The 14,971-nt window shown below is 62.5% G+C and carries 14 protein-coding genes; 7 read left to right on the top strand and 7 right to left on the bottom strand.

The genetic code is table 11. From position 1 onward, the window contains the following. The first annotated feature begins 66 nt into the window (after nt 1-66). Nucleotides 67-573 carry a cyclic pyranopterin monophosphate synthase MoaC gene (moaC, locus tag ACZ0AJ_RS17540; RefSeq protein ID WP_499455770.1) on the top strand — a complete coding sequence of 169 codons (507 nt, stop codon included), beginning with the start codon at nt 67-69 and terminating at the stop codon, nt 571-573. Between the two features lies 1 nt (nt 574). Here moaC and ACZ0AJ_RS17545 read toward each other — a convergent pair whose 3' ends face one another. Beyond that, entirely contained in the window at nt 575-1,507 is a 933-nt protein-coding gene (locus tag ACZ0AJ_RS17545) for a MerR family transcriptional regulator (protein ID WP_499455771.1), read from the bottom strand. A gap of 167 nt (nt 1,508-1,674) precedes the next feature. Here ACZ0AJ_RS17545 and ACZ0AJ_RS17550 point away from each other — a divergent pair, with 167 nt between their 5' ends. Both ACZ0AJ_RS17550 and ACZ0AJ_RS17555 read left to right on the top strand, forming a co-directional pair. After that, entirely contained in the window at nt 1,675-2,130 is a 456-nt protein-coding gene (locus ACZ0AJ_RS17550) for a fasciclin domain-containing protein (RefSeq protein WP_183556134.1), read from the top strand. A gap of 156 nt (nt 2,131-2,286) precedes the next feature. After that, complete coding sequence (locus tag ACZ0AJ_RS17555) at nt 2,287-4,353, top strand: S9 family peptidase (RefSeq protein WP_499455772.1); 2,067 nt, start codon at nt 2,287-2,289, stop codon at nt 4,351-4,353. Between the two features lie 51 nt (nt 4,354-4,404). Here the strand turns inward: ACZ0AJ_RS17555 and ACZ0AJ_RS17560 are convergent, their stop codons facing one another. The 6 genes from ACZ0AJ_RS17560 to recA all read right to left on the bottom strand — a co-directional run bounded on the left by ACZ0AJ_RS17560 (nt 4,405) and on the right by recA (nt 9,957). Then, nucleotides 4,405-4,893 carry a pilin gene (locus tag ACZ0AJ_RS17560; protein WP_499455773.1) on the bottom strand — a complete coding sequence of 163 codons (489 nt, stop codon included), beginning with the start codon at nt 4,891-4,893 and terminating at the stop codon, nt 4,405-4,407. Between the two features lie 306 nt (nt 4,894-5,199). After that, a complete protein-coding gene (gene sucD, locus ACZ0AJ_RS17565; RefSeq protein ID WP_183556132.1) occupies nt 5,200-6,081 on the bottom strand; it encodes a succinate--CoA ligase subunit alpha in 882 nt (293 codons plus the stop codon). Between the two features lie 19 nt (nt 6,082-6,100). Then, the gene (gene sucC, locus ACZ0AJ_RS17570) at nt 6,101-7,270 is read right to left on the bottom strand and encodes an ADP-forming succinate--CoA ligase subunit beta (protein WP_183556131.1); all 1,170 of its coding nucleotides are present in this window, start codon (nt 7,268-7,270) and stop codon (nt 6,101-6,103) included. A 66-nt stretch (nt 7,271-7,336) separates the two neighbouring features. Next, nucleotides 7,337-7,903 (bottom strand): DUF2889 domain-containing protein, encoded by a 567-nt coding sequence (locus tag ACZ0AJ_RS17575; protein ID WP_499455774.1) that lies wholly within the window; start codon nt 7,901-7,903, stop codon nt 7,337-7,339. 440 nt (nt 7,904-8,343) lie between these two features. After that, nucleotides 8,344-8,808: a recombination regulator RecX gene (gene recX / locus ACZ0AJ_RS17580; protein WP_499455775.1), complete on the bottom strand. Its 465-nt coding sequence runs from the start codon at nt 8,806-8,808 to the stop codon at nt 8,344-8,346. 75 nt (nt 8,809-8,883) lie between these two features. Further along, on the bottom strand, nt 8,884-9,957 hold the full coding sequence (gene recA / locus ACZ0AJ_RS17585; RefSeq protein WP_183556129.1) for a recombinase RecA: 1,074 nt from the start codon (nt 9,955-9,957) through the stop codon (nt 8,884-8,886). 301 nt (nt 9,958-10,258) lie between these two features. Between recA and ACZ0AJ_RS17590 the strand changes: the two genes are divergently transcribed. The 4 genes from ACZ0AJ_RS17590 to ACZ0AJ_RS17605 are packed head-to-tail and all read left to right on the top strand — an operon-like array spanning nt 10,259 to nt 14,910. Beyond that, a complete protein-coding gene (locus ACZ0AJ_RS17590) occupies nt 10,259-10,999 on the top strand; it encodes a response regulator (RefSeq protein WP_183556128.1) in 741 nt (246 codons plus the stop codon). Beyond that, nucleotides 10,996-12,543, top strand: coding sequence for a sensor histidine kinase (locus ACZ0AJ_RS17595; RefSeq protein WP_499455776.1), 1,548 nt, complete (start codon nt 10,996-10,998; stop codon nt 12,541-12,543). Before ACZ0AJ_RS17590 ends, ACZ0AJ_RS17595 begins: the two co-directional genes overlap by 4 nt. A gap of 4 nt (nt 12,544-12,547) precedes the next feature. Beyond that, a complete protein-coding gene (locus ACZ0AJ_RS17600) occupies nt 12,548-12,847 on the top strand; it encodes a DUF4212 domain-containing protein (protein WP_499455777.1) in 300 nt (99 codons plus the stop codon). Continuing rightward, nucleotides 12,844-14,910: a sodium:solute symporter family protein gene (locus tag ACZ0AJ_RS17605; protein WP_499455778.1), complete on the top strand. Its 2,067-nt coding sequence runs from the start codon at nt 12,844-12,846 to the stop codon at nt 14,908-14,910. The genes ACZ0AJ_RS17600 and ACZ0AJ_RS17605 overlap by 4 nt, the downstream gene beginning before the upstream one ends. Nucleotides 14,911-14,971: the final 61 nt, after the last annotated feature.

Consider the following 14,971-nt stretch of genomic DNA (forward strand, 5'->3'; position numbering starts at 1 on the left):
TAACCGTATCCGCATGCACCCTGCTGCTCCCAGAACACTTTGTTACCCAACGATACCAACCCATTCATGACGCCTTCCACCCCGACCGCAGACCATCTGACCCACTTCGACGCCACCGGCCAGGCCCATATGGTCGATGTCGGCGCCAAAGAGGACACGCACCGCATCGCAGTGGCCGCCGGCACCATCCGCATGCAGCCCGCCACGCTGGCCCTGATCACGTCGGGCAGCGCAAAAAAGGGGGACGTGATCGGCATCGCGCGCATCGCCGCGATCATGGCCTCCAAGCGCACGAGCGATCTGGTGCCGCTGTGCCACCCTTTGCCGATCACGCGCGTGGCGGTCGATTTCGAGATTGACGAGGCGGCCAACAGCGTTCATTGCCGCGCGCAGGTGGAAACCATCGGCAAGACCGGCGTCGAGATGGAAGCGTTGACGAGTGTGCAGGTCGGCTTGCTGACCGTCTACGACATGTGCAAGGCGGTCGACCGCGGCATGGTGATGACCAATATCCGGGTCATGGAAAAGCATGGCGGCAAGAGCGGTGACTGGACTGCCGCCATCGACGCCTGACTCAGTTAAGGGCTTTCGGCAACGGCAACCCTTCCGTGATGGCCAGATGCTCCATCGCATCTTCCATCACGACACGCGCGCGGCCTGCCGCCATCTTCAGCCGCGCATGCAGCGCCTCGTCACCCGGATTGCGGTGGGCGCACTGGTCGCTGTAGCGCTCGAAGCTGGAAATCATCATCAGGATTTCTGACAAGTGCCGGGGACATTCGCAATCGAGGCGGATCCCGGCCGCCGTCATGATGTTGCCCAGCGCTTCCTCGTCGAAGCGGGGCGGCGCCACGGGCGGCAGCGGCTGCTCTTGCAGCGGCGGCCGGTGACCCGTCAGCGCCGACTGACACAGCAGCGCCAGTTCGGACAGGTCCGCCGGAATACGCGCCACCAGGCAGCCTTGCGCGCGCAGGGCGCGAATCGTGGCACTGGAACAAAAGCGGTACAGCACCACGACGGCTGCGACGCCGCTGGCCTCGCGCGCAGCGGCAATCGGCGCCAGGCCGGTATCGTCGAGTTCGGACTGTTCGATCACCAGCACGTCAGCCCCGACATCGCGCGGCAGCGCCAGCGCTTGTGCCAGCGTGGCGCAATGACCGCGCACGTCCAGCCCCAGCGCGGCCTGGCCGGTGGCGGCGATCCGGCGCGACAGCATGGCGCCGACCAGCAGCACGCGCGCTGGCGAGGTGGCAATCGCCCTCGCCTGACCATCCAGGCCCAGCATCGATTGCAGCTGTTCACGGTTCAGGCCAGCCAGCACGCCAATTGAATGGCCCTGGTCGACCAGTTGCTTGAGCAGGCCCAGGCGCGCGACCTGTTCGGCCGAATACAGGCGCTGGCCGCGCTCCGAGCGCTGCGCATCCGACAGACTGTAGCGGCGCTCCCAGACGCGCAGCGTTTCTACCGGCAAACCCGCCAGACGCGCAGCTGCGCCGGTTCGGTACATGATCGGTTCATGATGTGATCTTAGCGAGTTTTCCATAATATCGTCCCTTGATTGAACCTTTATTATGCTACATAAACGGTGCACACGTTAGACACGGGAACAAAATAAGCTTACATTTGTCTTAACGCGGTTCACACCGAACTGCAAAAACCACATGGAGTCATACGATGAAAAAATTTCTGATCGCACTGCCACTCGCCTTCGCCTTCGGCGCCGCCAACGCAGCAGATATCGTTGATACCGCCAAATCGGCTGGCACGTTCAATACGCTGGTCACGGCTGTCCAGGCTGCCGGCCTGACCGACACCCTGAAGGGTCCGGGCCCGTTCACCGTGTTCGCACCAACCGATGCCGCCTTTGCCAAGATTCCAAAAGCCAAACTCGACGCACTGCTGAAAGACAAGGCCGCGCTGACCAAAGTGCTGACGTACCACGTGGTGCCAGGCACCGTGAAAGCAGCCGACGTCAAGCCAGGCGACGTCAAGACCGTTGAAGGCAGCGCCTTCAAGGTCAAGGTCGCCGGCGGCAAAGTCATGGTCGACAAGGCTACCGTCACCAAGACCGACATCGTCGCCGACAACGGCGTGATCCACGTCATCGACACGGTCATCATGCCAAAATAATCACAACCTTCCTGTGCGTTAGGGAACGTTAAAGCGCCCCCGCTGCCCGGCATTGCCGGATAGCGGGGGCGTTGTCGTATCGGCTGGCCTGGCGCGCGTGGTACATTCCCGGCTTGCCTGCGGCACCCGGCCGCGGGACTGATCGACGAGGATGGCATGAAATTTCGTTTGATGACGGTGGCAGCGGCGACCCTGGCCGCCACCACCGCAATGGCCGCGCCGCGCGGCTTCACCGTGGAAGACCTGGTCAATATGGAACGGGTCGGTAGCCCGGCCGTATCGCCCGACGCCACGCGCGTGATTTACACCGTGCGCAGCACCGACATGGAAAAGAACCGCGGCAACACCCAACTCTGGATGATCGACCTGCGCGCCGCCAAGCCGACGCCGCAGCGCCTGACCGACCATGCGTCGAGCAGCGCCGATCCGGAATGGTCGCCGTCGGGCGACGCCGTGTACTTCCTGTCCGCGCGCTCCGGCTCGTCGCAGGTATGGCGCCAGCCGGTGGCCGGCGGCGCGCCTGTCAAGGTCACCGACCTGCCGCTGGACGTCGACAACTTCCGCGTCGCACCCACGGGCGACCGCCTGGCGTTCAGCCTGGCAGTATTCCGCGACTGCGCTGACCTGGCCTGCACCAAGGCCCGGCTCGACGCGAAAGAAAAAGAAAAGGCCACCGGCAAGGTGTATGACCGCCTGTTCGCGCGCCACTGGGATACCTGGAACGACCACCGCAATGCAGTGCTGTTCTCGGCGCCGATCGGCGCAGCAGGCGCGATCACCGGCGAGCCGGTCAGCCTGTCGGGCTCGCTCGACGGCGACGTGCCCTCAAAGCCTTTTGGTGACCGCGAGGAATACCGCTTCAGCCCGGACGGCAAGACGGTCGTGTTCTCGGCCCGCATCGCCGGCAAGACCGAAGCCTGGTCGACCAACTTCGACCTGTACAGCGTGCCGGCTGCAGGCGGCGCCGCCCCACGCAACCTGACGGCGGACAATCCGGCCTGGGACACCAAGGGCACGTTCTCGCCCGATGGCCGCACGCTGGCCTACCTGGCGATGGCGCGCCCCGGCTTTGAGGCCGACCGCTACCAGATCATGCTGATGGATGTGGCGACCGGCACCAAGCGCCCGCTGGCAGCCAGCTGGGACCGCTCGGCCGGCAGCCTGGTCTGGCGCGCCGACGGCAAGGCGCTGATCGTCGATGCGGAAGACATCGGCCAGCACCGCCTGTTCTCCATCGACGTGGCCGGCGGCACGGTCACCCCGCTGACCGACACCGGCGCCGTGGGCGCCTTCGATCTGCGCCGCGATACGCTGGTCTATACCCATGCGAACCTGTCTGCTGGTGCGCAATTGTTCTCGATGAAGCTGGGCGCCAAGCCGAAGCAGCTGACCACGTTGAACACCGAGCTGCTGAAAGACGTGCGCTGGGGCGAGGCCGAGCAGTTCTCGTTTGCCGGCGCCAATGGCGACACCGTGTACGGTTACGTGATGAAGCCGTGGAATGCGCAGCCGGGCCAACAATATCCGGTGGCGTTCATCGTCCACGGCGGGCCGCAAGGCAGCTTCGGCAACAGCTGGAGCTACCGCTGGAATCCGCAGACCTATGCCGGCGCAGGTTACGCGGCCGTGTTCATCGACTTCCACGGTTCGACCGGCTACGGCCAGAAGTTCACCGACTCGATCAGCAACGACTGGGGCGGCAAGCCGCTGGTCGACCTGCAAAAGGGCTACGACGCGGCAGTGAAGAAGTTCCCATGGCTGGACCGCTCACGCGACTGCGCGCTGGGCGCATCGTACGGCGGCTACATGATGAACTGGATCGCCGGTAACTGGTCGGATGAGTTCAAGTGCATCGTCAATCACGACGGCGTGTTCGACACGCGCGGTATGGCCTACTCGACCGAGGAGCAGTGGTTCACGGATTGGGAGAATGGCGGGCCGTACTACAAGGTGCCGGAGAACCATGAGCGCTTCAATCCGGTTCATCACGTGGCAAAGTGGAAGACGCCGATGCTGGTGATCCAGGGCGATCTGGACTTCCGGATTCCGACGGCGCAGGGGCTGGGGACGTTCACGGCGCTGCAGCGTCAGGGTGTCGAGAGCAAGCTGCTGGTGTTCCCGGATGAGAATCACTGGGTGCTCAAGCCGGCGAATTCGGTGCAGTGGCATCACACCGTGAATGGGTGGTTGGATCGGTTCTTGAAAGTGCAGCCAGCGAAGTGATGCTGGAACAAAAAAAGCCCGCTGGGAAGCGGGCTTTTTGCACTACGGGGATTACGGGGCAGGCGTGGTGGTGGCTGCTGGATTATTTTTGGTGATGGCTTCTTGGGCAACTTCATTAGTGATGCCGGACGGGGTGTTGGTCCACGACAGATTTGCTGCATTCTCGCCGGTAGATGGAGCCATGGTGATCACACCGTTATCAACACCCGTACCGATACCGGTGCCAAGAGTGACAACGATTTGGCCATCAGTCGTTGCCACACTAGCGATTTCCTTGGTGGTGAAGGTTGCTGGGATACCGTTGTCACCGCTATCGCAAGCGGTCAGAACACCACCGTTTTCCTGTGCGCACACGCCAACTGCAGTTTTTACTGCGGAGACCGACGAGAGCACCGAAGCCAGTTTTGCTTTGATGGTGTAGTTGCTGTACTGCGGAATTGCAACAGCAGCCAGAATACCGATAATTGCCACGACGATCATCAGTTCGATCAGGGTGAAGCCGCCTTCGGCCTTTTTGGTTTGCATTTGCTTGAAGTTCATTTTAAATCTCCGGGTTGGGTATTTCAAAAAAGTGGACCTACGTATCTTGTGCTGCTCACTGCTACGCTTTCTTATATGCAAGCGCTGTGCCAGCCCAAAAATGGCGTAAAACGGTCGATTTTATGAACAACAAACCAACAAACGCCTGCTTTAGAACAAAAAACGGCACCCTGAATGACAAAATTTGTCAGTGCCCTACAGCAATCTTTGTCACGCACGATGCGTATCAACAAAAAGTGGCGCACTAAACGAAAAACGGGAAGCTCGCGCTCCCCGTTTTAGCTTTCGATCAATAGATTGTCAGAATTACAGCATGGCCTTCAGCAGACGCGCCATTTCCGACGGGTTCTTGGTGACGGTGATGCCGCAGGCTTCCATGATTTCCAGCTTGGCTTGCGCGGTATCTGCACCGCCCGAGATCAGCGCGCCGGCGTGGCCCATGCGCTTGCCTGGTGGCGCGGTGACGCCAGCGATGAAGCCGACGACTGGCTTCTTCATGTTGTCCTTGATCCAGTAAGCCGCGTTGGCTTCGTCCGGACCACCGATTTCGCCGATCATGATGACCGCGTCGGTATCAGGATCGTCGTTGAACATCTGCATGACGTCGATGTGCTTCAGACCGTTGATCGGGTCACCACCGATGCCGACTGCCGACGACTGGCCCAGGCCCAGTGCGGTCAGCTGTGCAACTGCTTCATACGTCAGGGTACCCGAACGCGAGACGACGCCGATGCGGCCCTTGCGGTGGATGTGACCTGGCATGATGCCGATCTTGATTTCGTCAGGGGTGATCAGGCCTGGGCAGTTAGGGCCCAGCAGCAGGGTCTTCGAACCTGCTTTGGCCATACGGTCCTTGATTTCCATCATGTCACGGACTGGAATGCCTTCGGTAATGCAAATTGCCAGATCCAGCTCGGCTTCGACGGCTTCCCAGATGGCAGCGGCTGCGCCTGCTGGTGGGACGTAGATGACCGACACGTTGGCGCCGGTTTCTTTTTTCGCTTCCGAAACGGTTGCGAAAATCGGGATGCCTTCGAAATCTTCGCCGGCTTTCTTCGGGTTCACGCCAGCAACGAATGCTTCCTTGCCGTTTGCGTACTCGCGGCACATGCGGGTGTGGAACTGACCGGTTTTGCCGGTGATGCCCTGGGTGACTACTTTGGTATCTTTGTTGATCAGAATCGACATTTTTTTATTTCCTTAGCAATTAGGCTTGACCGGCAGCAGCGGCGACGACCGACTTGGCTGCGTCTTCCATCGTGTCTGCGGCGATGATTGGCAGGCCCGATTCGGCCAGCATCTTCTTGCCCAGGTCTTCGTTGGTGCCTTTCATGCGCACGACCAGCGGCACTTGCAGCGAAACGGCTTTCGATGCAGCGATCACGCCTTCGGCGATGACGTCGCAACGCATGATGCCGCCGAAGATGTTGACCAGGATGGCTTTCAGGTCAGGGTTCTTCAGCATGATCTTGAACGCTTCGGTCACTTTCTCAGCCGTGGCGCCACCGCCGACGTCGAGGAAGTTGGCTGGCTCACCGCCGAACAGCTTGATGGTGTCCATGGTGGCCATGGCCAGACCAGCGCCGTTCACCAGGCAGCCGATGTTGCCGTCGAGCGAGATGTAGGCCAGGTCGAATTTCGATGCTTCGACTTCAGCTGGATCTTCTTCGTCCAGATCGCGGTAAGCGACGATTTCAGGACGGCGATACAGCGCGTTCGCGTCGAAGTTGAATTTGGCGTCCAGGGCGATGATCTTGCCGCTGCCGGTAACGATCAGCGGGTTGATTTCGGCCAACGATGCATCGGTTTCCCAGTAGGCTTTGTACAGGCCCTGCAGGTTCGCACGTGCGTCGGCGATCGAGCCGGCTGGCACACCGATCTTGGCGGCGACGTCGTCAGCCTGCTCATCGGTCAGGCCGACTTTCGGGTCGATGATGACGTTGTGGATTTTTTCCGGGTTGCTGTGTGCGACTTCTTCGATGTCCATGCCGCCTTCCGACGAGGCCATCAGCACGACTTTCTGGCTTACGCGGTCGGTGACGAGCGAGACATACAGTTCTTGTTTGATGTCGGCGCCTTCTTCGACCATCAGGCGACGGACTTTCTGGCCTTCCGGGCTGGTCTGGTGCGTGATCAGCTGCATGCCCATGATCTGGTCAGCGTATTCCTTGACCTGCTCGAGCGATTTGGCGACCTTGACGCCGCCGCCCTTGCCACGGCCACCAGCGTGGATCTGTGCCTTGACGACCCAGACCGGACCACCCAGTTCTTCAGCAGCTTTGACAGCCTCTTCGACCGACATGCACGGAATGCCGCGCGGAACGGTCACCCCGAATTTTCGGAGGATTTCTTTGCCCTGATACTCATGGATCTTCATGCTGGCTTCCCTTCTATCTATTACTGAATTAGAAACGGTTGAACTACAAAAAAAACAAACGACGACTTAACCCGCCGACACGGCCTTGATGGACCAGCGCGGGTAATATTTGGCCACGGCGGGGCCGTCGCTGCGCAGGGCATGGCAACGGTCGAGCTCAAATGGACGGTCGGATGACGTGACGCCTTGCCCGCCTGGGGCATCGACGGTGTCGTCAGCAAAGGCTTGCAGCGCTGCAGTAGGCAGCACCTGGGCCAGTTCGGTCAGGTGGGTGCAGCCGAGCACGCCGGACAGGCGATCTTTCAGATGCAACCGGAAATGGTTCACGAGCGAGAGCCCGATCAACTTCTTGTAGGCAGGGCCGATGGTATCGCAAAAGCCCGGATACGGGACGGCATCGGATGCGGCTTCGGCATCGACGATGTTCAGGTCGCGGTCGATCGTGACACGCAGCTTCAGGTCGTGCACTGGCGTGCCGCCGGGCCGTTCGCCGGAAGCAAGTTCAACAGTACGCGTTTTCACATCGCGGATGCTGGCATCAAGATCCCACATGCCATCGTCGCGCGCATAGGCGTCGACTGTGATGGCGCGCGTATGCCGGAGCGAGCGCGATACGGGAAGAGACAAAGGCATAAATACCAGTGCCGTCGAGACGGCGGTTAGTGATGCAGCCGGTGTGCTAGTGCACGTCACCGCAGCTTCTGCGGCAACAACCGCTCATGCGGCGCTGCTTAAACCCGTAAAGTTTATCACAGCGTCCCGCCCGGTGCATCGCTAAAAGGGGACACCACGGCCAACGTCGACGGAGATGCCCGGACTTGGCAGGCGCTTGACAGCGTGTTTGACGCATATGGTATGCGCATGAAGGACAGCGGCCAGGGGCTGCCATTCATGCCATGAATGAGAGATATGGATTTTCGTTGTGGACACCGCAGACGTAAAAAAGCGCCAGCGTGCAGCGCCATCGCCCGTTGAGGAATATGCCTTGGCATATCGGGGATGACGCTCCACGCTGGCGCCTGAGGCAGCATCGCGTCGTCACTCGTGACTGCAAGCGATCACGAAAACGTTAATTAGTCGGGAAACTCATCGTCGTCGGGCGCACCCTGCATCGCCGCACGCGCCGCACGCTGGGAAAAACCACGCTGCAGCAAGAAGCGCATCTGCTTGGCGCGCGCCGCGGCATCCTCGGCAACCGTACCAAACTTGCGTTGCCAGACTTCGACCGCACGCGCGGTCTCGCTGTCGGACAGCCCGGCCTTGATGTCGACCAGTGCCTCGGTCGTTAATCCATGATTTTTCAATTCGGCCATCACGCGACTGTCGCCATAACGGCTCGCTTTACGGTTGACCAGGGATTCGGCGAAGCGCTCCTGCGACAACCAGTTATTTTTTTCAAGAAAATCGAGCAGGGCATCGACGTCATCGCCCTCTTCCGCATACTTGGACAGCTTGCGGCGCAATTCGAAGCGGCTGTGCTCGCGCTGCGACAGATAGCGCAGCGCGCGGCCCTTGAGACTGAGTACGGGTGCTGGCATGGGTAACGTCAGCCTATCAGCATGGCGCCGGGCGCTGGTGGCAAGCTGCTACCACCGCACCTTGCGCCCGGCTGATTATTCACCAACCGCCTGCAGCTTCGGCTTATCGTCACCACCGATCGTCGGTGGCAGCTCACGCACACCCAAGGCAGTACGGACCTTGTTTTCGATCTCACGCGCCAGGGCTGGACGGTCACGCAGGAACTGACGCGCGTTGTCTTTACCCTGACCAATACGCTCGCCGTTGTAGCTGTACCACGAGCCCGACTTCTCGACGATTTTGTTATCTGCGCCGAGATCCAGAATTTCGCCTTCACGGGACGTGCCTTCTCCATAAAGAATGTCGAAGTGCGCTTCCTTGAATGGCGGGGCAATCTTGTTCTTGACGACCTTGACCTTGGTTTCGTTACCGATCACTTCGTCACCCGACTTGATCGAGCCGGTACGACGGATGTCCAGGCGCACCGATGCGTAGAACTTCAGCGCGTTACCACCGGTGGTGGTCTCAGGGCTGCCGAACATGACGCCGATCTTCATGCGGATCTGGTTGATGAAGATGACCAGCGTGTTGGTGCGGTTGATCGAGCCGGTCAGCTTGCGCAGCGCTTGCGACATCAGGCGTGCCTGCAGGCCGGGCAGCGAGTCGCCCATATCGCCTTCGATTTCGGCGCGTGGCGTCAGGGCCGCGACTGAGTCGATGACGACCAGGTCGACACTGCCCGAGCGCACCAGCGCGTCGGTGATTTCAAGCGCCTGCTCGCCGGTATCCGGCTGCGAGATCAGCAGTTCGCTCAGGTTGATGCCCAGCTTTTGCGCGTAGGTGACGTCGAGTGCGTGCTCGGCGTCGATGAACGCGCAGGTGCCACCCAGTTTTTGCATCTGGGCGATGGTTTGCAGCGTCAGGGTGGTTTTACCCGACGATTCAGGACCGTAGATCTCGACGATACGGCCGCGCGGCAGGCCACCGACGCCCAGCGCGATGTCCAGGCCCAGCGAGCCGGTGGAGACCGTTTGTACTTCTTCGACCGGCGTGTTCGCATCCATGCGCATCACCGAGCCCTTGCCGAACTGCTTTTCAATCTGCGCCAGGGCGGCAGCCAGCGCCTTGCCCTTATCAGCGGCGTTCAATGCGGTTTTTTTGTCGTCCATGGTGTACTTTCTGTCGTGGAGTAGGCAAGGTGTGGGCGGTCACGCGCACTTCAAGAGCCAGTACTGTATAAAAATCCAGTGGTTTTTGCAAGCGAAAAGACGTGGTTATCTTACCAACAATCGCTCAGGACTCGCATTGTGACGGTAAATCCAACACAATAGGAGCCGACCGTCATCCCCGCGCAGGCGGGGATCCAGGTCTTGCGCAAGCAGCCTGCGTGAACCGCAACCACAATGCCAGGAACTTGGGTTCCCGCCTCCGCGGGAACGACGTGCTTATAATCAAAACCCGAGGTGCCCCATGCGAATTCTGCTTGCCGAAGATGATAGCGTACTTGCCGATGGCCTGACGCGCTCCCTGCGCCAGTCCGGCTACGCCATCGATTGTGTCAAGAACGGCCAGGATGCCGATACCGCCCTGTCCACGCAGGAGTTCGATCTGCTCATTCTCGATCTGGGCCTGCCGAAGATGTCCGGGCTTGAAGTGCTGCGCCGCCTGCGCGCCCGCGCCTCGCTGCTCCCTGTGTTGATCCTCACTGCGGCCGATTCCGTCGAACAGCGCGTCGAGGGTCTCGACCTGGGTGCCGACGACTACATGGCCAAGCCGTTTGCGCTGTCCGAGCTCGAAGCGCGGGTGCGGGCGCTGACCCGGCGCGGCGCCGGCGGCGGCGCGGCCGTCGTGCGCCATGGCCCGCTGGTCTATGACCAGGTCGGCCGCAGCGCCTACATCAACGACCAGATGCTCGACCTGTCGGCGCGCGAGCTGGGCCTGCTCGAAGTGCTGCTGGCGCGCACCGGGCGCCTCGTCTCCAAGGAGCAACTGGTCGACCACCTGTGCGAATGGGGCGAAGAAGTTTCCAACAATGCCATCGAGGTGTATGTGCACCGCCTGCGCAAGAAAATCGAGGTCGGCGGCGTGCGCATCGCCACCGTTCGCGGCCTGGGCTATTGCCTCGAGAAATTCTCCGAGGCCAGCGCGGCCGCTGCAGCTGCTGCCGCCGCGAACGACGCCCGCATCGCCGCCACCGCCGCCGACAAGTGAACGCCGGCTTCACGCCCGAGCCCGCGCAGCAGCAGCAGCAGTTCGAGCCGCTCTACGTTCCACCCAACCCCGAGCCGGACGAAAACATCCGTCACTCGCTGTTCGGGGAAATTCTCGACTGGATGCTCGCGCCGCTGCTGCTGCTGTGGCCGATGAGCATTGCGATCACCTACCTGGTCGCGAAATCGATCGCCAATCAACCGTTCGACGACGCGCTCGAAGACCGGGTCACGGTGCTGGGCCAGCAGATCCGCACCGTGGACGGCAAGACGGTCGGCCAGCTGCGCACGGCCGGACGCGACATCCTGCGCGCCGACGACGTCGACAGCGTGTACTACCTGCTGGCTGGCCCGGCTGGCGAACACCTTGATGGCGACCGCGACCTGCCGCGTCCGCGCGCCAACCGCGCCGGCGAGCCGGCCCGCAGCGGCACGGTCGAATTTCGCAACGACACCATCCACGGCACACCGATCCGCGTGGCCTATGCGTATGTGAATCTCGATCCGCTGCACGAACGGACGGCCTCGCCGACGCCGCCGCTGGCATTAGTGCAGGTGGCCGAAACGCTCGACAAGCGCGCCCACCTGGCCAACGAAATCATCAAGGGCGTGATCCTGCCCCAGTTCATCATCCTGCCGGTGATCCTGGCGCTGGTCTGGTTCGCGCTCTCGCGCGGCCTGAGCCCGCTGGCCGAGCTGCAGCAGCGCATCCGCGCGCGGCCACAGGACGATCTGTCGCCGATCGATCCGCGCCAGGTGCCCGAAGAAATCTCGCCACTGGTCGGCTCGTTCAACGACATGCTCGAGCGCCTGGGCAAGACGGTGGAGATGCAGAAACGCTTCATCGCCGACGCCGCGCACCAGATGAAAACGCCGCTGGCGGGGATGCGCATGCAATCCGAACTGGCCCTGCGCGAAGTCGATCCGGCCGAGATCCACCGCTCGCTCGAGCAGCTGGCCAAGAGCTCCGAATCGGCCACGCGCCTGATCAACCAGTTGCTGGCCCTGGCGCGCGCCGAGAACCAGCCGCAGGCGGGCCTGGCATTCGACGAGATCGACCTGGCCGCGGTGGCGCGCGAGACCGTGCAGGACTGGGTGCAGGCGTCGTTCGCCCACCAGATCGACCTGGGTTTCGAGCCGCCCGCCAATGACGACGAACGGGTGATGATCGCCGGCCAGCCCCTGATGCTGCGCGAGATGCTGTCGAACCTGATCGACAATGCGCTGCGCTATACGCCCGCTGGCGGCAGCGTGACGGTGCGCGTGCGCAGCAGCGGCGAACACGCGCTGCTCGAAGTCGAAGACACCGGCCCCGGCATCGCGCCAACCGAGCGCCTGCACGTGTTCGAACGCTTCTACCGCATCCTGGGCAGCAATACCCAGGGCAGCGGCCTGGGGCTGGCGATCGTGCGCGAAATCGTGCAGCAGCACGGCGCCGACATCGACATTTTCAATAATCCACGCAGCGTGTCCCCGCGCTTTCCGGGCAGCCTGTTTCGCCTGACCTTCCCACCGCCTGTGGGCGAACCCGACCATGTCGACTGATTCCATGCCCGAACCAACCTCCGACACAATGGCGCGCGCGCGCCTGGAACAGGCCCGCGCGATCCACTGGGACCGCACGCGGCGCATGTCGCTGCTGTTGCTGGCCGTCTGGCTCGTCACGGGCTTCGGCACCGTGTTCTTCGCGCGCGAGCTGGCGCGCTTCGAAGTGTTCGGCTGGCCGCTGTCGTTCTACATGGCCGCGCAAGGCGCCGCGCTGGTGTCGCTGACGATCATTGCCGTCTACGCCTGGCGCATGCGCCGGCTCGATCGCGATTACCACGCCGCGCTGGAACCTCGCCCATGAGCACGAACCCCGCGCCGGTTGTGAAGCACGGCTATTTCAAGAAGCTCTCGCGCTACTACCTGTCGTACACCGGCGCCTTCGCCATATTCCTGGCGGCCCTCGCCCTGCTCGAGCAGGAAGGCATGCCGCGCCTGTGGATCGGCTACCTGTTCATGTTCGCCACGATCGCGCTGTACGCGATCATCGGCGTGATCTGCCGCACCTCGAACGTCACCGAATACTACGTCGCCGGCCGGCGCGTGCCGGCCATGTTCAACGGCATGGCGACGGCGGCCGACTGGATCTCGGCGGCCAGCTTTATCAGCCTGGCCGGGGGCCTGTATCTGCAGGGCTTCGACGGCCTGGCCTTCATCATGGGCTGGACCGGCGGCTTTGTGCTGGTGGCGCTGCTGATCGCGCCCTACCTGCGCAAGTTTGCGCAGTACACGGTGCCCGACTTCCTGGCGGCGCGCTACGGCGGCGGCGCGGGCGGGCGCGGTGGCCCGGTGCGGGCGCTGGCCGTGAGCGCGACCATCCTGGTCTCGTTCACGTATGTGGTGGCGCAGATCTATGCGGTCGGCCTGATTGCCTCGCGGTTTACCGGCGTCGATTTTTCGGTCGGGATTTTCCTGGGCCTGGCCAGCATCCTGGTCTGCTCGTTCCTGGGCGGGATGCGCGCCATCACCTGGACCCAGGTGGCGCAGTACATCATCCTGCTGGTCGCGTTTCTGATTCCCACCATGTGGCTGTCGGTGAAGCACGCCGACAATCCGATCCCGCAGGTAGCGTACGGATCGCTCCTGCCCAAGCTCACCGCGCGCGAAGCCGAACTGGCGAAGGACCCGCGCGAAGCCCAGGTGCGCGCCGAGTTCCTGCGCCGCGCCGACGGCTACGCGGCGCGCGTGGCGGCCCTGCCCGAATCATGGGAAGCCGGCAAGCTCGACGCCCAGCGCCAGCTGGCCGCAGCCCGTGCGCGCAACGCGTCGCTGACCGAAGTGCGCCAGGCCGAGCGCGCGCTGACCACCTATCCCAACTCGGTCGACGACGCCCGTGCGCTGTGGCTCGAACGGCGTGACGCTAACCTGGCACGGGCACGCCCACCCGAGCCGCATGCGCAGCCGTTCCCCGGCGCCACGCCGGAAGAATCCGACGCACGCCGCAACAATTTTCTGGCGGTGGTGTTCTGCCTGATGTTCGGCACCGCCGCCCTGCCCCACATCCTGATGCGCGCCTACACCACGCCCTCGGTGCACGAGACGCGCGTGTCGGTGTTCTGGACGCTGTTCTTCATCCTGCTGGTGTACCTGACGATTCCGGCGCTGGCCGTGCTGGCCAAGTACGACATCTATACGTCGCTCGTGGGCAGCGATTTCTCGTCGCTGCCGACCTGGATTTCGTACTGGGCCAATGTCGACAAGGCCAATCCCCTGATCAGCGTGGCCGACATCAACGGCGACGGCATCGTGCAGCTAGCCGAATTCGCGATCGATGCCGATGTGCTGGTGCTGGCCACGCCCGAAATCGGCGGCCTGCCGTACGTGATCTCGGGCCTGGTTGCAGCGGGCGGCCTGGCAGCGGCGCTGTCCACGGCCGACGGCCTGCTGCTGGCCATTTCCAACGCGCTGTCGCACGACGTGTATTACAAAATGGTGGAACCGGGCGCGTCGACCCAGAAACGGGTGACGATCTCGAAGCTGCTGCTGCTGGCGGTGGCCTTCATCGCGGCGTACGCGGCGTCGCAAAAGCCGGCCGACATCCTGTCGCTGGTGGCGGCGGCTTTCTCGCTGGCCGGCTCCACGCTGTTCCCGGTGCTGGTGCTGGGCGTGTTCTGGAAGCGCGCCAACCACATCGGCGCCATCACCGGCATGGTCACGGGATTTGCCGTGTGCCTGTACTACATGCTGCGCGCCAGCCCGGTCCTGGGCGGCAATGCGCTGGAAACCTGGTTCGGCATCCTGCCGATGGCGGCCGGTGTGTTCGGGGTGCCGGCAGGGCTGTTCACGGTGGTGGTGGTGAGCCTGCTCACGCCCCGCCCGAGCCGCGCCAGTGCGGGCATGGTCGACTATATCCGGGCACCCGAATGACACGGGCAGGTGGAAACTGAGGTGGGAATTGAAGAGATTTTCCCGGTGATGCAAATGCTAT

The organism is Telluria sp. AC161, assembly GCF_979258535.1.